At 66.4% G+C, this 18,204-nt stretch carries 18 protein-coding genes; 11 read left to right on the top strand and 7 right to left on the bottom strand.

Annotated features, from left to right (window positions below; translation table 11 throughout):
• Positions 1 to 25 precede the first annotated feature (25 nt).
• A complete protein-coding gene (locus IAQ70_RS03885; protein ID WP_190988000.1) occupies positions 26 to 1,483 on the top strand; it encodes an FAD-dependent monooxygenase in 1,458 nt (485 codons plus the stop codon).
• Between the two features lie 39 nt (positions 1,484 to 1,522).
• On the opposite strand, the gene IAQ70_RS03880 is transcribed toward IAQ70_RS03885, so the two are convergent.
• A complete protein-coding gene (locus IAQ70_RS03880) occupies positions 1,523 to 2,338 on the bottom strand; it encodes an alpha/beta fold hydrolase (RefSeq protein ID WP_190987999.1) in 816 nt (271 codons plus the stop codon).
• Positions 2,339 to 2,489: 151 nt separating this feature from the next.
• On the opposite strand from IAQ70_RS03880, the gene IAQ70_RS03875 reads away from it, so the two are divergent.
• Positions 2,490 to 2,633 (top strand): hypothetical protein, encoded by a 144-nt coding sequence (locus IAQ70_RS03875; protein WP_190987998.1) that lies wholly within the window; start codon positions 2,490 to 2,492, stop codon positions 2,631 to 2,633.
• 62 nt (positions 2,634 to 2,695) lie between these two features.
• Here the strand turns inward: IAQ70_RS03875 and IAQ70_RS03870 are convergent, their stop codons facing one another.
• Together IAQ70_RS03870 and IAQ70_RS03865 are read right to left on the bottom strand one after the other, a co-directional pair.
• Positions 2,696 to 3,592, bottom strand: coding sequence for an SAM-dependent methyltransferase (locus IAQ70_RS03870; RefSeq protein ID WP_190987997.1), 897 nt, complete (start codon positions 3,590 to 3,592; stop codon positions 2,696 to 2,698).
• Between the two features lie 78 nt (positions 3,593 to 3,670).
• Entirely contained in the window at positions 3,671 to 4,906 is a 1,236-nt protein-coding gene (locus tag IAQ70_RS03865) for an MFS transporter (protein WP_190987996.1), read from the bottom strand.
• Between the two features lie 433 nt (positions 4,907 to 5,339).
• On the opposite strand from IAQ70_RS03865, the gene IAQ70_RS03860 reads away from it, so the two are divergent.
• Positions 5,340 to 6,710 (top strand): GmrSD restriction endonuclease domain-containing protein, encoded by a 1,371-nt coding sequence (locus IAQ70_RS03860; RefSeq protein ID WP_190987995.1) that lies wholly within the window; start codon positions 5,340 to 5,342, stop codon positions 6,708 to 6,710.
• A gap of 45 nt (positions 6,711 to 6,755) precedes the next feature.
• Positions 6,756 to 7,430 (top strand): excalibur calcium-binding domain-containing protein, encoded by a 675-nt coding sequence (locus tag IAQ70_RS03855; RefSeq protein ID WP_190987994.1) that lies wholly within the window; start codon positions 6,756 to 6,758, stop codon positions 7,428 to 7,430.
• Between the two features lie 98 nt (positions 7,431 to 7,528).
• On the opposite strand, the gene IAQ70_RS03850 is transcribed toward IAQ70_RS03855, so the two are convergent.
• From IAQ70_RS03850 to IAQ70_RS03840, 3 genes are read right to left on the bottom strand one after another with little or no spacing between them, the layout of a single operon-like run.
• Positions 7,529 to 8,794 carry a metal-dependent hydrolase family protein gene (locus tag IAQ70_RS03850; protein ID WP_190987993.1) on the bottom strand — a complete coding sequence of 422 codons (1,266 nt, stop codon included), beginning with the start codon at positions 8,792 to 8,794 and terminating at the stop codon, positions 7,529 to 7,531.
• Positions 8,794 to 9,255: a GAF domain-containing protein gene (locus tag IAQ70_RS03845; protein ID WP_317983568.1), complete on the bottom strand. Its 462-nt coding sequence runs from the start codon at positions 9,253 to 9,255 to the stop codon at positions 8,794 to 8,796. The genes IAQ70_RS03850 and IAQ70_RS03845 overlap by 1 nt, the downstream gene beginning before the upstream one ends.
• 32 nt (positions 9,256 to 9,287) lie before the next feature.
• Positions 9,288 to 10,682 (bottom strand): MFS transporter, encoded by a 1,395-nt coding sequence (locus IAQ70_RS03840; protein WP_190987991.1) that lies wholly within the window; start codon positions 10,680 to 10,682, stop codon positions 9,288 to 9,290.
• A 108-nt stretch (positions 10,683 to 10,790) separates the two neighbouring features.
• Between IAQ70_RS03840 and IAQ70_RS03835 the strand changes: the two genes are divergently transcribed.
• The 3 genes from IAQ70_RS03835 to IAQ70_RS03825 all read left to right on the top strand — a co-directional run bounded on the left by IAQ70_RS03835 (position 10,791) and on the right by IAQ70_RS03825 (position 13,575).
• Positions 10,791 to 11,669, top strand: coding sequence for a MurR/RpiR family transcriptional regulator (locus IAQ70_RS03835; protein WP_190987990.1), 879 nt, complete (start codon positions 10,791 to 10,793; stop codon positions 11,667 to 11,669).
• Positions 11,670 to 11,852: 183 nt separating this feature from the next.
• A complete protein-coding gene (locus IAQ70_RS03830) occupies positions 11,853 to 12,173 on the top strand; it encodes a GYD domain-containing protein (RefSeq protein ID WP_190987989.1) in 321 nt (106 codons plus the stop codon).
• Between the two features lie 157 nt (positions 12,174 to 12,330).
• Complete coding sequence (locus IAQ70_RS03825) at positions 12,331 to 13,575, top strand: macrolide family glycosyltransferase (RefSeq protein WP_190987988.1); 1,245 nt, start codon at positions 12,331 to 12,333, stop codon at positions 13,573 to 13,575.
• 13 nt (positions 13,576 to 13,588) lie between these two features.
• On the opposite strand, the gene IAQ70_RS03820 is transcribed toward IAQ70_RS03825, so the two are convergent.
• The gene (locus IAQ70_RS03820) at positions 13,589 to 14,263 is read right to left on the bottom strand and encodes a DUF6308 family protein (protein ID WP_190987987.1); all 675 of its coding nucleotides are present in this window, start codon (positions 14,261 to 14,263) and stop codon (positions 13,589 to 13,591) included.
• A gap of 436 nt (positions 14,264 to 14,699) precedes the next feature.
• On the opposite strand from IAQ70_RS03820, the gene IAQ70_RS03815 reads away from it, so the two are divergent.
• From IAQ70_RS03815 to IAQ70_RS03800, 4 genes are all read left to right on the top strand, one after another.
• Positions 14,700 to 15,572: a pentapeptide repeat-containing protein gene (locus tag IAQ70_RS03815; protein ID WP_190987986.1), complete on the top strand. Its 873-nt coding sequence runs from the start codon at positions 14,700 to 14,702 to the stop codon at positions 15,570 to 15,572.
• A 215-nt stretch (positions 15,573 to 15,787) separates the two neighbouring features.
• Positions 15,788 to 16,120 carry a YciI family protein gene (locus IAQ70_RS03810; RefSeq protein ID WP_190987985.1) on the top strand — a complete coding sequence of 111 codons (333 nt, stop codon included), beginning with the start codon at positions 15,788 to 15,790 and terminating at the stop codon, positions 16,118 to 16,120.
• A complete protein-coding gene (locus IAQ70_RS03805; RefSeq protein ID WP_190987984.1) occupies positions 16,120 to 17,373 on the top strand; it encodes an RNA polymerase sigma factor in 1,254 nt (417 codons plus the stop codon). Before IAQ70_RS03810 ends, IAQ70_RS03805 begins: the two co-directional genes overlap by 1 nt.
• A gap of 88 nt (positions 17,374 to 17,461) precedes the next feature.
• Positions 17,462 to 18,133, top strand: coding sequence for a hypothetical protein (locus IAQ70_RS03800; RefSeq protein WP_190987983.1), 672 nt, complete (start codon positions 17,462 to 17,464; stop codon positions 18,131 to 18,133).
• Positions 18,134 to 18,204 lie beyond the last annotated feature (71 nt).

The raw sequence follows: 18,204 nt of genomic DNA, 5'->3' as shown, positions 1-18,204 counted from the left end.
CCGGTCTCGCTGGACGGATTCTTCGATGGTTGATGTGATCGTTGCCGGCGGCGGTCCCACCGGGATGATGCTGGCCGGTGAGCTGGCGCTGGCGGGGGTGGAGGCGGCGATCGTGGAGCGCCGCCGGACGCCGGAGCTGGTGGGCTCGCGGGCGGGCGGGTTCCACTCGCGGACCATCGAAATCCTGGATCAGCGCGGGATTGCGGACCGGTTCCTCGCCGAGGGGACGCCCGTCCAGGCAGCGTTCTTCGGGACCACGAAGCTGGACGTGAGCGACTTTCCCACCCGGCACCCGTACACGCTCGGCCTGTGGCAGAACCATATTGAACGGATCCTCGCCGGCTGGATCGAGGAGCTGGGCGTGCCCGTCCACCGGGGGCTCGAGGTGGCCGGCTTCTCCCAGGACGGCAGTGACGTGGACGTGCACCTCAGCGACGGGGAACACATGCGCGCACAGTACCTGGTGGGCGCCGACGGCGGGCGGAGCGGTGTCCGCAAGGCTGCCGGCATCGGGTTCCCCGGCTGGGACGCGACCAGGAGCAGCCTGATCGCCGAGGTGGAGGTGACCGATGAGACGCCTGTGGGCATGCGCATCGACGAGGTCGGCGTCCACGGGCTGCACCTGATGGAGGACGGACGGACCACGCGGGTGGTGGTGACCGAGAAGCAGCTGGGACCGGCCACCGAGCCCGCCCTGGCCGACCTCAGCAAGGCGCTGACCGACATCTACAACACCGACTTCGGGGTCCACTCCCCGACGTGGATCTCGCGCTTCTCGGACGCCACGCGGCAGGCCGCGGCCTACCGCAGCGGCCGGGTGCTGCTGGCCGGGGACGCCGCGCACATCCATTCCCCGTCGGGAGGGCAGGGGATCGGGCTCGGCATTCAGGACGCCGTGAACCTCGGCTGGAAGCTCGCCCAGGTGGTCAAGGGCACCGCCCCGGACAGCCTGCTGGACAGCTATCACGCCGAGCGGCATCCCGCCGGGGCGCGCGCACTGAAGCACACGATGGCGCAGGCGGTCATGCAAAAGGCCGACCCGCGCGTCGGAGCATTGGCAGACACCGTGGCCGGCCTGCTGACCATCGATGAGGCCCGGAAGCAGGTGGCCGGGCTCATTTCCGGTCTGGACGTCCGCTACGACTTCGGCGAGGGGCACCCGCTGCTCGGGCGCCGCATGCCCGATCTCGACGTCGTCACCGCCGACGGTCCGTTGCGCGTGTTCAGCCTCCTGCACCATGCCCGTGCGGTGCTGCTCAACCTCGGAGAGCCGGGCAGCATCGATCCCGGGGCCTGGGCGGACCGGGTGCAGTTGGTGGATGCAACGTACGACGGCGGGTGGGAGCTTCCGGTGATCGGTGCAGTCAGCGCTCCTGCGGCCGTGCTGATCCGGCCCGACGGGCATGTGGCGTGGACGGGAGACGGGACCCCTACCGGGCTGGAGGAAGCGCTGGCCAACTGGTTCGGGCCGGCGCGGAACTGATGGCCGGCGAACCCGGAACCGTGCCACCCTCCACAGGCATCACACGATCGTAGTCCGGGCGTCAGCCAGGGACGCGAGGAACGCCGTCGTATCCGCCGCCACTTGGTCCGGGCATTCCCACAGCACCAGGTGCCCCACCCCGGGAGAGACCTTCAGCACGCCGCCGCGGATGCGGGACGCCAGCGTTTCCTGGGCACTTCGTGGCAGCAAGCTGTCCTGTTCACCCCACAGGAGCAAAGTGGGTGCGTGGATAGTGCCCGATTCCGTGGGCGGGGTGGCTTCAGCCAGGCCGCTCAGGATGTTTCGCCACGCGTGGGCGGGCATCCTGAGGCCGTCCCGCACGCGGTCGTCGATAAACGATGACGGAACCTCGTGCAGCAGCGGAAACCAGGCCAGCGAATCACGCACCCAGGCCTCGTCCAGAGGGTCGGTAAGCTGATCCACCGCGTCGGCGAAGTCGGCCCGGCCGTGAAGGCTCAGGGGAGCACCCACCAGCACCAGCGCCGCCACCTTTTCGGGATGGTCAACAGCGAGCTGCTGGGCAACGTAGCCGCCACTGGAGGAACCGACGACGGCGGCCCTCGGCACGGTGAGGGCGTCGAGGATCGACGCGGCGTCCTCCGCCTGTTCCGCCAGCGAATAGCCGCCCGGGGGTTTGTCCGCCTCGCCCTGCCCGCGGAGGTCCGGCGCGTAGATCCTGAAGCCCTTCAGGCCGGGTATCAGGCGGTCAAAGCTGCCGCGGGATTCGCCCCAGGCGTGCAACAGCAGCACCGGGCTGGCGCCGGAGTCACCGTGGACCAGACACGGAACCGAGATGCCTGTGCGGAGCCGGAGAATCCTGACTTCGGAGCACATGGCTTCAGGTTATGGTCAGACCGCACGTGACTCGGCTCATGCGCCCATCATGCCACCCAGCGGCGGCCGCAAGCCATGGCGCCGGAGGAAGAGCCCAGCCTCTCACCGTGTCCTGCGATTCACTCCGGCCCTGCCCGCATAGGGTCGATTCATGGGCAAGGACCGGTGCAGCGAGTTGGAGGGGCAGACCTCCATCAACGAGCTGCTCGACGAACCCATCGGCGACACCCACATCCAGCTGGTACTGCCTTTCCATGTCCAGCTCCCGTCAGGGGAATTCCGCCGCGTGTCCTGACACCGCGGGCGGGGACGCAGAAAGTACGACGGCGGCGCTTGCGCCGGGTGGCGGCGGTCGCGTCAGCGCAGGGCGGTGACGAAACCGCCCCGGGACTGCCCGGACGCAGGCTCCTGCGAGGGTGCGGGCAGTCCCGGGGCGTCTAGGGACAGTGCGCGGTTGTAGGCGGCGCACAGCTCCTGAACCGAATACCCGCTGCAAAGCCAGCCCGCTGACGTGAGCAGGTCCGCCGGATCCGGCGGATCAGCCCGCGCCAGGACCTCACTCATGGACAGGCCCGTCTGCAGGCTGAAGTCCCGCAGCTTGGCTTCCACCTCGTCGGTCTTGGGCAGCGGCACGGCCCGCTCAATCACGGCCCGGGAACCCGGCGCGGACAGGGCCGCCACTTCCTTCAGCACCGACAGCTGGGCTGCGGCATCGAGGTAGGGCAGCAGGCCCTCCAGGATCCAGGAGGTGGGCTGGTGCGGATCAAAACCGGCCGATAGGAGCGGCTCGCGCCAGGGACGGGACAGGTCCGTGGCCACCGTGCTGAGCTCGCACCGCGGCTCGGCGGAAAGCCGGCCCAGCACGCCGGCTTTGAACTCCAGAACGTTCGCGTGGTCGATTTCGAAGACCCGTGAGCCGCCGGCCCAGGGGAGCCGGTAGGCGCGGGTGTCCAGTCCTGCGCCCAGCAGCACGGTCTGCGGCGTTGGCGGCCCTGACCTGAGGAAGTCGTCGATGAACCGGGTCCGCACCGCGATGTAAATCGATGCCAGCAGGAGGGGCCGCTGCAGCGGGGATGCGGCTGTGGGATCCGCCGGCCAGGAGGTGGGAAAGTCCACGTGGGACCGGGCCGCTTCCACCAGAGCCAGCGCAAACGGATCCGCCACGAGGCCGTCCGGCCGGGAGGTTTCCACCGCCCGGCCCGCAGCGATGGCAAGCGCCGTCAGCGGCAGCCCCTGATCCTCAAGGTCATCCACGCGTGGTTCCTCCCGCCGTCGTACTTCTTCTCACAGGGGAGCCTAATGCCTTACTTGGTGACGACGACGGGCCAAGACTCAGACTCGTGCCCGCCGGCGGCCGGCTAAGGCGAGTGCAGTGGTGGGAACCAGGGTCAACGCGGCAATCATGGTGCCGACCAGGCCGGGCCCGGTGGTCCCGAGCGGGGAGACCAGGGCAGCGCCGGCGAGGGCGGTGCCCACGGCGGTGCCGGCGTTGAATGCTGAGACGCTGAGGGCGGAGCCGAGGGTTGCGGCTTTCCCGGCGAAGCGGACGGCAAGGTGAATCAGCACGCTGTTGGCGCTGAGGCCGAACACGCCCAGCAGGACCACCAAGGCGCTGGTCAGCCACGGCGAACCGGACACCAGGCTGATGGCCAGCAGGAGGACCGTGGTCACGGCGGGGGTGATGATGGTGATCGGGCCGGGGTGGGCGTCGCCGAAGCGGCCGGCGAGGAGGGTGCCGATGACCGAGCCGATGCCGAATCCGGTGAGCACCAGCGGGACCTGGGACGCGGTCACGCCGGCTTGGTCGATGAGGATCGGGGCGATGTAGGAGTAGGCGGCGAGCACGCCGCCGCACGTGGTGGCGCAGGCGGCCAGCGCCAGCCACAGCCGGCCCGAGCGCAGGCCGGCCAGTTCGGCACGGATGGACGTGGGGTGCGCGCCCGGGGCGTCGTGCGGAATGAGGCGGGCCACGAGGACGGTGGCCAGCACGGCGGCGGCCGCGAGTGCCCAGAAAGTTCCGCGCCAGCCGACCAGCTGCGCGACGAACGCCCCAAGGGGCACGCCGAGGACGGTGGCCAGGGCGCCGCCGGCGCCCACTACCCCCACTGCCCGGGCACCCGAGGACGGGCCGGCGGCGCGGGTGGCCACCACGGCCGAGACGGTCCAGAACGCGCCGGTGGCGAGCGCGCTGACGAACCGGGCCACCAGCAGCAGCGTGAAGTCCTGGCCAAGTGCCACCACAACATGGGCGACAACGAACACGATGAGCGCCAGGACCAGCGTCAGCTGCTTGGACAGGCGCATCGTCAGCATCGCCATCAGCGGCGCGCCCACCACCATGCCGATCGCGAAGACCGTGATCAGCGATCCGGCCTGGGCGACGCTCACGTGCATGTCACCCGCGATCAGCGGCAGGATGCCGGCCACCACGAACTCGCTGGTGAGCATCAGGAACGTGCCCAGCGCCAGCACGTAGACCGCCAGCGGAAGCGGGGGCCGCCGTCGGTCCTTACCGGTCTTGGGATGGACGGCCGTCACGCCGTCCTCGATTGTTGTCTGCCCGCGCATGCGAACTCCTTATGGGTGCAGTGGAAGATGTCCTGTATCCATTGCACCCGTTCGCCCGCCGGCGAGGAAGGTTGCGCTTATAGGGGTATAGCCAGTGCCCCCTTTGCGCAAACAGGTGCCGCGGTGGTGAATTAGGACGGCGGCGCGCGGCCTGGCAACGCTGTTGTCCTCCGCTCTCCGTTTTCGGCCGGGATGGAGCAGACCCGTGGTGGAAAGCGCCCTCTATGAGTCGCATGGATTGCTAATGCGTCAGAAACGCTCGGTTCTGGCAGCGTGTCGATCAAGATCGGCTCAAGACTCCATCAAGGTTGTCCGAGGTTCGACGCAATTTCGGTTTCCCGGACCCACGAAGAAATAGGCTCAGCATTTACGTGAAGTTTCAAGAGAAAAAGGTCGGGCTCAACGTCGAGCCCTAACTATTGGGGAATAAGAATTGTCGAACTACCAGACCCTTTTCGGGTCAGCGCCGTCTGCTCCCGGGCCCGGCCCAAACCCGCCACGCAGGCCGCGCGCTTCCACCTTGATCGTCGGCGGCATTACAGCCCTCTTCGTGATTATTGGTGCCTTCGTTGGAGGTTTCGGCGGTGCGCTGGTTTTCCTGGGTATCTCGGCGGGGCTGACCAGCCTTTATGTCATGGTCACGGGACGCCGTTCGTGGGCGTGGCTTCCGGCGAAGCGGAAGGCAGGGGCCATCGCCCTGGCGGTTTCATTTGCGCTGTTCTTCACGGGTGCCGTGGCGTTGCCGCGGACCAACGCGGACGACCTTCAGGCAGCCTCTTCGGACTGGGATGCCTCACCGGCAACCGCCACGGCGAGCGCCGCCTCGGAAACGTCGGCGACGCCGTCGTCCGCTCCCACCGCCCTGGCGGCGGACACCCCGCTCGATCCTGACACCCCAAACGCCCTGGGGAACGGCGTCAGCGCAGCGGCTCCGAAGGCGCAGCCCGCCTTCGCCACCAAAGCGACCGACCTGCTGGGCGCCCTTCCCATCAAGGGCCGGGCGCCGAAGACCGGTTATGACCGTGCTCTGTTCGGGCAGGCGTGGCTGGACGTGGACCGGAACGGCTGCGATACCCGGAACGACATGCTCAAGCGCGACCTGACGGCGATCACGTACACCAACAGCGTGCCCTGCAAGGTTCAGTCCGGAACGCTCGCGGACCCTTACACAGGCACCACCATCAGCTTCCTGCGGGGGAGTGCCACCAGCAGCGCCGTGCAGATCGACCACGTTGTGGCCCTCAGCGACGCCTGGCAAAAAGGCGCGCAGCAGCTGACCACAGAGCAGCGGGCGGCCTTCGCCAACGACCCGCTGAACCTGCAGTCCACGGACGGTCCTACCAACATGAAAAAGAGCGACGGCGACGCCGCCACCTGGTTGCCGCCGAACAAGGGCTTCCGGTGCGAATACGTGGCGCGGCAGATTTCGGTGAAGGCAACGTACAGCCTGTGGGTCACCCAGGCGGAGCACGACGCGATGGCCAGGATCCTGGCTGACTGCGCCGGCCAGCTGGCACCAACGAACGAGCAGGCACCTGTGGCCGCGGCGGCGCCTGTACCGGCCCCGGTGGCTCCCGCTGCGGCCCCGGTGGCACCAGCCCCCGCGGCTCCGGCCCCCGCTCCGGCGGCGCCGGTTGCTCCCGCGCCGGTAGCACCGGCCATTCCCGCGCCGGCACCGGCCGCCGTTTACTTCGCTAACTGCGCGGCGGCCAAGGCCGCCGGCGCCGCACCGATCCGTGCCGGGCAGGCCGGCTACCGGGCTGCGTTGGACCGCGACAACGACGGCGTGGCCTGCGAAAGCTAGACCAGTTCCATCACTCCAATGTTCCAAACTTTCCAAGGGGGAAATATGAAAAAGACTGTGACATTAGTTGTGCTCGCCGGCCTCATGCTGACCGGATGCGGTGGCGCGCAGAAGGCAGTGCAGCCGACTCCCGCTGCTGCAGTGGTTGAGGCTATCGCGGTTCCAGGCGTGGTCGGCCTGACTCTGGACAAGGCCACGGATCAACTGGAAGATCTTGGGTTCAAGGTCGAGGCCGTGGACATCATCGACGGCAAGACGATCATGTCCAAGAAGAACTGGCAGGTAATGTCCCAGGACCCCTCCGAAGGCGCGTCCGCGGCAAAGGGTTCCACCGTGAAGCTTGGCGTCAAGAGCCTTGAGAAGATTGCGGCTGAGAAGGCTGCCACCGACAAAGCTGCCGCCGACAAGGCTGCAGCAGAGGCAGCTGCTGCAGCAAAGGCTGCGGCAGACAAGGCGGCGGCAGATAAGGCCGCAGCTGATCAGGCGGCGGCGCAGGCTGCGAAGCCAGCTCCGGTAGCACCTGCACCTGCACCTGCACCTGCACCGGCTCCAGCTGCACCTGCACCTGCACCAGCGCCGGCCGTCAAGGCGCCAGCCGCCGTTTTCTACGCCAATTGCGCTGCCGTGAAAGCTGCTGGTGCCGCGCCGCTGTATGCAGGGCAGGCCGGCTACAGCACCAGCCTTGACCGCGATCGCGACGGCGTCGCCTGCGAGAAATAGGTCACAGATGTGAAAGCCGTGGATACCTTTTCGGAGGTATCCACGGCTTTTACTTTGCGACGTCATTCAGCGCATCCGCGAACTTCAGCGCATCCGCGTCAGGGGCTGACCACCCGCCCGTTCTGGATCAAAACGTCCAGATGGTCGGCAATGTCGGCCAGCACCGCGATATCGGCAAGCGGGTCCGCGGACAGCACCAGCATGTCGGCGTCAGCTCCCGGTGCCACGACGCCGATCTCGCCTTCGCGCCCCAGGAGCAGGGCCGCCGTCGTGGTTGCCGAGCGGATGGCGGCGATGGCCGGCTGGACCTTCCCCAAAAGACGGAACTGTTCGTTCTGGTGGCGGTGCATGCCGCCCAGAAGGTCAGTGCCGAAGGCCATTTTGACGCCGGCTTCGTGCGCGCGGGCGATTGCTTCGAGGCCACTGGTGAGCACTGAATCCACCTTGGCCCACATTTCCTCCGTGAGGCCGAAGCTCCTGCCCTCCTCCTTGAGCGCCCAATAGGTCACAAGTGTGGGGACCAGGAAGGCGTCCTTTTCGAGGAACAGCCGGAGGCTCTCGTCGTCGAGCAGGTTGCCGTGCTCGATTGACCGGACGCCGGCCTCCAGAGCACGGTTGATGGCACGCGCAGTGTAGGCGTGGGCGGCGACGTAGCGGTTGGCGGCCCCGGCCTCCTCCACGGCGGCACGCATCTCTTCCATCGAATACTGAGTGGAGTCGATCCGGTCAGTAGGTGAGGAAACTCCACCGGAGGCCATGATCTTGATGTGGTGGGCGCCTTTGCGCAGTTCATCCCGCGCGGCGGCCCGGACAGCGTCCACGCCATCAGCCACGCGGCCGATTCCACAGCATCCACGGCCGTTGGGCTCATGGTCCTCGCCCGGGAGCCGCATGTCGCCATGGCCTCCGGTCTGGCTGAGCGCGTGTCCGCAAAAGTGGATCTTGGGCCCTTCCAGCAGACCTTCCTGCTGTGCCATCGCCAGGCCAAAGTCAGCCCCGGAGAGGTCCCGGACAGTGGTGAAGCCGCGGCGCAGCATCTGGCCCATGATCCGTGCCGTCTGCGCGTAGACATACGAGGCCGGTGTCCAGGTCAGCGACCGGAAGTCGGCACTGGAGGCGACCACATGAACGTGGCAATCGATGAGCCCCGGAATGACGAACTTGCCGGTGCCATCGATCACGCGGGCTCCGGAGGGCGCCTCGGCATCAGGACCGATGCTGCTGATCTTTCCGTCAACACTGACGACGTCGGCAATTGAGTAGGTGCCCGCCTCGACGTCCAGGACGCTGGCGTTGCGGATCACCAGGGGAGCGCTGCCGGCCACCCCGTCAGTGGGGGCCTGGGTGTTGGACGCGGTGTTCATCAAATTGTGTCCTTCCCGGGGACTTCGGTGGGGTGGGCGGCAAAGGCTGCGGTCAGGCCTGCCAGGTTCCGGTTGACGACGTCGACGGCGGTTTCCACACTGTGTTGGGTGTAGCGGCCTTCGGCGTCCAGCATGGCAAGGACGCCGACAACGTTGCGGCCGTCGTCGAGGACGGGAACGTTGATGACCGCACCGCAGCCGAGCCGCTGGATCAGTTCGGAATCGGCGAAGACTTCACGCAGCGCGTTCAGGTCTCGGGCCAGGAACGGTTTCTTGTCTTCAATGACTGTTCCCAGCCACCCGGGGGAGATCTCAACGGTCTTCTCGCCGCCCACGGGGTATTCTTCCGGGTGGCTGGTGAAGAGCCGCCGAAGACTGGACCGCTCGGGGATCCACTGCAGGGCTGTGAAGAGGACGACGCCGGGATCCCGCCGCATCTCCTCGAAAGTCTGCTGAAACACTGAGTCCGCCTTCATGGAATCCTTTATTCCGCTCATTTTTGTCCCGATCCTGCAGGTGCCGGATCATGCTCGGCACGGGCATTGATGTCCTCCAGGGATTTGCCCGCCGTGGATGCGCCGAAGATGACGACACCCAGGACGCCGATGGTCAGGACCACCGTGGTCATGACGAACACGCCGCCGAAGCCAAGGGCCACCGAGAAGATGCCGATGATGGACGGTGCCAGGATGCTGCCGATGCGGCCCACGGCACTGGCCAGACCGACGCCTGTGGCGCGCATCCAGGTGGGGAACAGTTCGGGCGTGTACGCGTAGACACCGGCGTAGGTGCCGTTCAGGAAGAAGGACAACGTTGCCGCGGCCACCAGAATCATCCCGGAGTCGTTGGACTGGCTCAACCAAAACGCACTCAGCGCCGATCCGGCCAGGTACAGGGCGATGGTGTTCTTCCGATCGATCCGGTCGTTGAGCCAGGCTGCGGAGAAATAGCCGGGAATCTGCGCGAGGTAAATGATGATCGAGTACTCGAAGCTCTTGGTGACGGTAATGCCACGGCCCACCAGCAGTGTGGGGATCCAGGAGAAGAAGCCGTAGTAAGAGAACGTGATCACGAACCAGATCAGCCAGATGACAGCAGTCCGGCGGCGCATGGCCCGGGACCACATGAACTTGAGGGCGTTCCAGATGGTGATCTTCTGCTCGTGCTTGATGATCTCTTCGTTCCCGACGGTGAGCGGAGTGAGTTGCTTGCCGGTTGCCTTCACCACGCTCTCCTCAAAGCGCTCCACCACCTGCGTTGCTTCAGCGATGCGGCCACGGCTGATGAGGAAGCGGGGGGATTCAGGCAGGCTTCGACGCCACCACAGCAGGAGGAGAATCGGGATGGCCGTGACAACCTGGGCCCAGCGCCAGCCGTCCTCACCCATCGGAACAATAAAGCGCCCGATCAGTGCCGCGCCAACGAAGCCGAAGGAGAAGAAGCCGGCCAGGGTTCCAATGAACCAGCCACGGCGCTTGGGGGGAATGAACTCGGACAGGAACGGCGCAATGATGACGCTCTCGGCGCCGGCGCCCAGGCCTGCGAAGATCCGTGCAATCAGGAAGATCTCAAAGTTGGGGGCCATGGCCGCCACCACGGACATGAGGCAGTAGAAAGCAAGCGCCCAGAGCATGACCTTCTTGCGGCCGAAGCGGTCGCCCAAATAGCCGGAGAGGATGGCGCCGAAGAAGAAGCCGAACGGGGCGGCGGAGCCCACCAGGCCGAGGCTTGCGTTGCTGAGGCCCCACAGTTCCTGGATCCGCGGGAGGAGGAAGGCGACCACTGCCCCGTCCATGCCGTCGAACGAGTAGCCGAGGCCTCCGATGAGGAGAAGCTTGTAGTGTGGACGACTGAGAGCCAGGCGGTCCAGGCGTGCGGTGAGGGACATGGTGTTTCCTGCCGAAGTGGGCCAAGTTGTACATTTTGAGGAATATGCACAAGTCTGTGCAGATGCGATGTATCGAAGTTAAGGCCAGAGTGTGAGGCAGGTCAATAGGTGAAACAAGAAATTAACTCCTCCTCGGTGACCGAATGGCTGGACAGCCGTGTCCAGGGCCGGAAACTGGCGGCCAGGCAGATGCAGGTCATCGGCATCCTCCGGTCACAGCCCCGCCTCGCCTCCTACGGTTCAGTCAGCGACATCGCGGCAGCGGCGTCGTCGAACGCTTCCACCGTGACCAGAACCGCGCAGGCACTGGAATTCAAGGGCTGGTCCGATTTCCAGTTTGAGCTCCGTTCAAGGTTTCTGGCGTCGCTGAGCGCCCTCGAAGTCGCGGCTGAGCACAACGGCCACGTCAGCAGCCCTGCCCAGGCCGCCGTTTCCACGGACCGGGCCAACTTGGCCCATCTGGAGCGCACACTCGATCCAGCTACTGTCCGCTCCATCGCCGAAGCAATCGCCGGGGCACGGCAGACCCTGATTGTTGCCGCCGGAAGCTACGCGATCCCGGGCAAGGCATTGGAGCACAATGCGGTCATTGCAGGCTACAACGTCCGGCTGCTCGACGCTGATGTCGCCGCCCTGACGAACACCCTGGCGCGGGTGACCTCCGAGGACCTGGTGATCGTGATCAGCCTGTGGAGGGTTTACGACAGCACCGTGCGCGCCATGGAGATCGCCCACAACGTGGGCGCAACCATCGCTTCGATCACGGACAGCGCCGGCTCTCCCGTGGCCGAGCACGCCGAGCAGCGGATAGTCGTTCCCACCGAGGGCGCGGGCTTTTTCCCCTCGCTCACGGGTGCCGTCGCCGCGGTCCAGGCGATCGCCGTCGAACTCGCTTCCCTGGACCGGGAGCGATCAAACAGGAACATCGCCGCGTCCGAACGGACTTGGGACCAGATGCGGATCATGCATCCCCGTTCAAGCTCCTAATTGCAGGCGGCGTGCTGGTCCTGGCAGCCTTGTGACGCTTTGCGGAAGCTGTTGTCACCGCCAGGAAGTGGGCCTACGCTATGGCCACGGCCCCACGCGGGGGACCGGCCAGGACCCGCCCTCACCGGGGGTCAGGCACATGCTGGGATGCCGCGTCCTGGACAGCACGGGACAGGAAAAACCATGACCAAGTATCTGTTTGAAGCGAATTATGTGGGCGACGGAATCACGGGACTCATGCGCGAAGGCGGCACCAAACGGCGTGAGGCGCTGGAGGAGGCGCTCAGCTCGGTCGGGGGATCGCTGGAGTGTTTCTACTACGCCTTCGGGGACATTGACGTCCTCGGCGTTTTTGATGTGCCGGAGCAGGCGGGTGCGGCAGCCCTTTCGCTGATGATCAATTCCACCGGCACCGTGGACGTGCGCCTGAAGCCGCTGATGACACCCGAGGACATTGACGAGGCGGCCAAGAAGACGCCGTCCTACCGGGCGCCGGGGCAGTAGGCGCAGCGGGGCTCCGGTCAGCGGCCGCCGTCGGACATTACGACGGCGGCGCGTCAGTTACCGCCGTTCGGTGGCTCCGGGTGCGGCGGGGCCTGTGGAGTTTGGCGGTAACCGGCGTCCGGATGCCGCCCACCGAGATTTCTGGAGGGACAGCGTCATGCATTTTGCTTTTGTGTGTCTGCCGGCCGCGGGTCACGTGAACCCGACGTTGCCGGTCGTGGCCGAGCTTGTCCGTCGGGGCCACCGGGTCACCTATGCAACGTCCGCCCCGTACGCGAAGGCGGTTGAGTCCGCCGGCGCCGTCTTCTTTGAGAGCGGGGAGGACCTCGCGGCGATGCTTCCCCGCATCAAGACGCCAGCTGACCCGGCTGCCTCTCCCCGGATGGGGATGCTGGCGGGACTCGGAGCAGGGATGATGTCCGGTCTGCTGGAGCGGCTGCTGGAGAGGGCGAGGATCGAATTCCCGGCCCTGCTCACCCGGCTGACCGCCGACCCGCCGGACGCGGTGTGTTATGACGCCATGACCCTGGCCGGGAAGATGGCCGCCATGAAGCTTGCCCTGCCTGACATCGCCCTGCAGCCGACGTACGCCACCAACGAACACTTCTCGATGCGGGAGCTGATGCCGGCCCGGGCACCGGCCGAAATGCTCAAGGCCTGGAAACAGGTGCGCCGGCTCATCACTGACTTCGCGGCCGAACAGGGCCTGGAGGATTTCACCTTCATGGAGGGACCGCCGGCTTCATTGAGCATCTGCTTCATCCCACGGGAATTCCAACCCGCGGGTGAAACCTTTGACGCCAGCTTTCACTTTGTTGGACCCAGCCCCGGCCAACGAACCACCGAGGAGCTTTGGCAGCCCCGCGCGCAGGACAGGCCCCTGGTCTTCATTTCGCTGGGAACCACCCCGTTAAACGACCGCCCGGACTTCTTCCGGATGTGCCTGGAAGCATTCGCCGGCACCGACTGGCAGGTGGCCATGGCCATCGGCGACCGCATGAATGTCTCCGAGCTGGGGGAGATACCGGACAACGTTGAAGTCCGCCCCTCCTTCCCGCAGATCGATGTCCTGCGCCACGCCGACGTGTTCCTCTCGCATACGGGCATGAATTCCACCATGGAGGCGCTGTACTTCGAGGTTCCCATAGTTGCCTTTCCGCTGCAGCCGGAACAGGAAGCCAACGCACGCCGCGTCCAGGACCTGGGACTGGGCCGCCGCCTCCCCGCCGAGGCGCTTTCACCAGAGCTGATCCGCACGGTCATCGCCGACGTCAGCAACGACCAGGAGATCCGGCGCAACCTGGAGACCATGGGCCAGCGCGTCCGGTCGGCCGGGGGAGCCGCTGCGGCAGTTGACGCCATCGAACACTTCATGTCCGCGCCGGAACCCGTCTCCGGGTAACCCCTGACCCGCGCTACTGCCGTTCGCCGGTCGCAGTGCCCGTCCCGTACATCCAGAGCACGATGTCCATGACGCGGAGATCGGAGATCGGATCCGTAATCCGTGAGACCCGGCGGATCTGCTGGAGCCGCTGGGGAAGGCCGGTGCCGTCGGTGAGATCGGTGTGCCAGCGCTTCCACTGACCCACCGAACCCAGGTCGAGGCTCATCAGGTGCCCGACGGCGGAATCATAGACCGGGACCAGCAGCGGGCGTTTTCGGGCCATCAGTTTGCTGGTTCGCGTCACGCACATGCCCCGGCGGCCGGTGTCCCGTCCCCGGAGGACGTGCCAAAGCTGACGCGCGGGGCTGGCCTCGCCGAGTACTTTGTCGAACTCGTCTGCCTGCACATCCGCCATGTCGAGGTCGGCCGGAATCTGCGCGAGGAGATCCGAAATCAGCGCTGCTTGAGTTTCCAGGATGCCAAAGGCGGCTTCGCCGGGGACGTCAACGGAAAGGAAGGAGACGGCGATCAGGTCGTCGGACGTCACCCGGTTCACGTCACGCGGCGCATCTCCACCGCCGCCCCAGCAGTTGTACATGCTGCCCGTGTACGCGGGAACGCCGGCAGTTGTTCGACGGTAGTAGGTGCCGAGCAGTTTGGCCGCGGTGTCGATATGGTCTTCATCCAGAATGTCAGGAATTGCCATTTGTCCCCCATAGTTGTGCCCGCCGCCGGGCCGGTGATACAGACTGCAACTCGTCAGCGGACCCGGAAATCTCCGGAAGTCTATCCGTACAAAGTGAATGCGGCGGGCGCGGTCGGGGAATGACGACGGCGGGGCTTCAGTTCCGCGCCCCGCCGCCGGTAGCGGTGGGACAGAATACGAAGTCGAGTGCCGCCGTCGTAATTAACGGAAACCTACGCCCCCCGATGTGCTCTCAGCCGCAGGCCGCTTCCACGGCGCGACGGATAGGAGAGTAATCTGAGGCCAGTGACTTCTTATTCTTCTCTGTGACCCAGAACCCTTCAGCGATTCCAATTCGCTCCGCCGAGGGCCGTGATGCTGTGGGCCCGCGAGGGGAGCTCCCTTTGGAGTTCCCCGATCCCCGGCCTCCATCCCGAATTCACCACTGGAAGATCACATGCAAACGAATTCAGCCAACCCCTCCGCACCCTTGTCGCCTGCCCTTGACCGGCAGTCCCTGCGCCCTGACTGCGGCAACTGCTTTGCCCTCTGCTGCACAGCCTTCGGGTTCTCACGGTCCGCGGACTTTGCGCTCGACAAACCCGCAGGCGCGCCCTGCCAGAACCTTGCCCCCGACTTCTCCTGCACCATCCACACCAGCCTGCGCCCGAGGGGCTTCCGCGGCTGCACGGTCTTTGACTGCTTCGGCGCCGGCCAAAAAGTGTCCCAGGGGCTCTTCGGCGGGACGAGCTGGCGGGAGGACCCTGGCGCCAAAGACCAGATGTTTGCCGCGTTCAAAGCCGTGCGGCAGCTGCACGAGATGCTCTGGTACCTGGCCGAGGCCCGGCGTCGGACGTTCGATCCCGACGTCGCCCACCGTGCCATGGAACTTGGCGCCACCATCGGGCGGGCGGTCGACGGCGGGCTGCAGCAACTGCTCGCGCTGGACGTCCAGGATCTTCACGCCCAGGTGAGGTCAACGCTGATGGAAGTCAGCGCGGAAGTCCGGGCGTCCTACTTTGCCGCGGGCGGTGATCACCTGGATGCCGGGCTGGGGCCCGGAGCGGACCTCATGGGCGTCAATCTCAGGGGCCGCCGGCTGTGCGGGGCGGACCTCAGAGGGGCTTACCTGATTGCGGCTGATCTGCGCGACAGTGACTTCTCGGGTGCGGACCTGCTCGGCGCGGACCTCCGGGACGCGCGGCTTGGGGGCGCCGACCTGTCGGCGTCCCTGTATCTGACGCAGCCGCAGCTCAACGCCGCCACCGGCAGCCGCGCAACCCGGCTGCCCGCGGATCTGGTGATGCCCCCGCACTGGCACCGGGAATGAGCGCGTGGGGTGGCGGGCAGCTGCGTTCCCGCGGGTCCCGCAGAAAACCTTGGCATGGTGTGGCCTTTTTTGGAATTCTGGTCGTAGTTGTCGATCTAAGCTTCCGGCGGGCGTCGTATGAGTAAGGGCCAGTATTAACGGCCCTGGTGACGGCGAGGTCTTCGGCGTCGATGCAGTGAAAGCCCAAAGCAGAGTTACCACGAAGGAGTACGAAAATGTCAAAGTACCTGGTCCTGATCTTCCAGGATGAAGCGGCGAAACAATCCGAGGGCGAGTCCATGAGCGCCCCCTACCAGGAGTTCCAGCAGCGCCGTGGCGCGTTCCTGCTCAACGGTGCCGCACTGCAGCCGCCCTCGACGGCGACGTCCATCCGCCGCGACGGAGCCGGCGGGTTCTCGGTGACGGACGGTCCTTTCGCCGAGTCGAAGGAAACGCTGGGCGGCTACTACCTGATCGAGGCCTCAGACCTTGATGAGGCGCTGGAGATCGCCAAGGAGGTTCCCGCCGGCATCGGGGTAGAGGTCCGGCCCGTGCGAATGGTCAGCTGATGCCGCGGCCCGCCAGCTCGGAGGTTGCTGCCGCGGTTGCCGATGCGCACCGCAGGGAGTGGGCCTTCGTGCTGGCGGCCACCGTCCGTGTCAGCGGTGATATCGACACCGCCGAGGAAGCCGTCCAGGACGCGTACGCCAGTGCATTGTCCACGTGGGGTCCGCGCGGCATTCCCAAGAACCCTGGCGCGTGGCTCACCGTGACCGCGCGCCGGCGGGCCCTGGACATGCGTCGCCGGGCCGCGACCGCGCAGCGCGCGCTCCCCAAGCTTCTCGACCCGGAGGTGTACATAGACGATGAGCCGGACCGGGACCCGGAAGACATTCCCGATGACCGGCTCCGGCTGATCTTCACCTGCTGCCATCCTGCCCTGGCGTTGGACGCCCAGGTCGCCCTGACGCTTCGGCTCCTCTGTGGCCTGTCCACGGCGGATGTGGCGCGGGCGTTTCTGCTGCCCGAGGCCACGATGGCGGCGCGGATCACGCGGGCGAAGAAGAAGATAGCGGCCGCGCACATCCCGTACCGTGTGCCGTCGGCGTCCGAGCTGCACGAGCGCGTCGACGGCGTGCTGTCCGTCGTCTACCTCGTGTACACCACCGGGCACAGTGCCCCGTCAGGAGCGGACCTGATGCGCCGTGATCTCGCGGAACGCGGCCTTGAGCTGGCTAGGATGCTCCGGGTCCTGCTTCCCGCCGACCGCGACGTCGCCGGACTCCTGGCGCTCGTGGTGCTCACTGACGCACGAAGGGAAGCCCGGCTCGATGAGCACCGTGAACTCGTGCTGATGGAGGACCAGGACCGGTCCAAATGGAACCGGCAGGCCATCGGGGAGGGGGTGGCGCTCCTGCGCGAGGCGTTACATGCGCGGCCGCCGGGCCGCTTCGCAGTCATGGCGGCAATCGCGGCCGTCCATGACGAGAGCGAGTCGTGGTCAGGCACTGACTGGCAGGAGATCCTGGGGCTCTACGACGTGCTGATGGAGACGTGGCCCTCTCCCGTTATTCAACTCAACCGGGCCATAGCACTCGGCTTCGCCGTGGGCCCGGCGGAAGGACTGGCCGGGCTGGACGCGCTCGGAGCCGAGCCCCAGCTGGCCCGCTACCCTTATCTGGCCGCCGCACGAGCCGACTTCCTGACCCGGCTGGGCCGTCCGGGCGAAGCCCGGGTCGCCTTCGAGGAGGCACTGATCCTGACCGACAATGAAACCGAACGGCGCTACCTCCGGACCCGCCTGAACGAACTGGCAGGTTGAGCCGGCCAGGATCAACCGCCACTGTCGCGGGGAGTACGACGGCGGCTCTCCCCTTGGGGTCCGCCGGGGCCGGTGGGAGGATGAGTCCGTGGACCAATTCTTTGACTTCCTTCGCCACTACTGGTGGCTCGCCTTCCCCCTCAGCGGAATCGCCGGAGGGTGGGCAAGGTCGTGGTCCAAGGCCAGCGAACGCCGGCACCGCCGCCGCATGGAGCTGTACAAGCTCAAGAACCAGGCAGTGCAGGCGGAACACGCCAGCCAGGCCCAGGTCGCCGCACTGATGGCAGCACACGATGCCGTGAACCGGCGGTGGCTGGACTACGAGCTCGACGTCGGGAAACTGATCGACTTCCCGGTCATGACGGATGTTCGGGAACCTCTCACTGTCGCGTTTCTCCGGGCGAAGAAAGCGGCGGACGGTTTGCGGCCTGCCGCCCCCGCCGACATTACGACGGCGGCCGGGCTGGCCGAGTACCGGACAGCGGTTCACGGCTTTGAGCTGGCATTCGACGTCGCGGAGCGCGAAGCCATGCGGATCAAGGACCACAACTTCACGGAGCTGGAACGCCAGCGCCTGTCGACGGCCAGGAAGCTGCTCAACATCGCCGCCGACAATGCCGCGACTCCTGCCGAACGGCAAACCGCGTACAAGCGCGCCCGGCGGGAACTGGACGGTCTCATCGTCCTGCCCGAGGCCACGCTAGCGGCGCTGGAAGTGAAGATTGCCGGCGAACTGAACGCACCGCACTCCCCGGAGTAGGGGAGTACGACGGCGGCACCCGGGATGGGTGCCGCCGTCGCACTTTCCCCGGAGAATCACCGGACGTCATT

Origin of the sequence: Pseudarthrobacter sulfonivorans, assembly GCF_014712225.1 — a bacterium.
Classification (GTDB): Bacteria; Actinomycetota; Actinomycetes; order Actinomycetales; family Micrococcaceae; genus Arthrobacter; species Arthrobacter sulfonivorans.
This window is presented reverse-complemented; position numbering and strand designations above follow the sequence as displayed.

Excerpts from the sequence above, each read along its gene's own strand:
- IAQ70_RS03865 (WP_190987996.1), bottom strand. The coding sequence starts at position 4,906 with ATGCGCGGGCAGACAACAATCGAGGACGGCGTGACGGCCGTCCATCCC.
- IAQ70_RS03815 (WP_190987986.1), top strand. The coding sequence starts at position 14,700 with ATGCAAACGAATTCAGCCAACCCCTCCGCACCCTTGTCGCCTGCCCTT.
- IAQ70_RS03840 (WP_190987991.1), bottom strand. The coding sequence starts at position 10,682 with ATGTCCCTCACCGCACGCCTGGACCGCCTGGCTCTCAGTCGTCCACAC.
- IAQ70_RS03880 (WP_190987999.1), bottom strand. The coding sequence starts at position 2,338 with ATGTGCTCCGAAGTCAGGATTCTCCGGCTCCGCACAGGCATCTCGGTT.
- IAQ70_RS03810 (WP_190987985.1), top strand. The coding sequence starts at position 15,788 with ATGTCAAAGTACCTGGTCCTGATCTTCCAGGATGAAGCGGCGAAACAA.
- IAQ70_RS03805 (WP_190987984.1), top strand. The coding sequence starts at position 16,120 with ATGCCGCGGCCCGCCAGCTCGGAGGTTGCTGCCGCGGTTGCCGATGCG.
- IAQ70_RS03875 (WP_190987998.1), top strand. The coding sequence starts at position 2,490 with ATGGGCAAGGACCGGTGCAGCGAGTTGGAGGGGCAGACCTCCATCAAC.
- IAQ70_RS03825 (WP_190987988.1), top strand. The coding sequence starts at position 12,331 with ATGCATTTTGCTTTTGTGTGTCTGCCGGCCGCGGGTCACGTGAACCCG.
- IAQ70_RS03855 (WP_190987994.1), top strand. The coding sequence starts at position 6,756 with ATGAAAAAGACTGTGACATTAGTTGTGCTCGCCGGCCTCATGCTGACC.
- IAQ70_RS03820 (WP_190987987.1), bottom strand. The coding sequence starts at position 14,263 with ATGGCAATTCCTGACATTCTGGATGAAGACCATATCGACACCGCGGCC.
- IAQ70_RS03830 (WP_190987989.1), top strand. The coding sequence starts at position 11,853 with ATGACCAAGTATCTGTTTGAAGCGAATTATGTGGGCGACGGAATCACG.
- IAQ70_RS03885 (WP_190988000.1), top strand. The coding sequence starts at position 26 with ATGGTTGATGTGATCGTTGCCGGCGGCGGTCCCACCGGGATGATGCTG.
- IAQ70_RS03850 (WP_190987993.1), bottom strand. The coding sequence starts at position 8,794 with ATGAACACCGCGTCCAACACCCAGGCCCCCACTGACGGGGTGGCCGGC.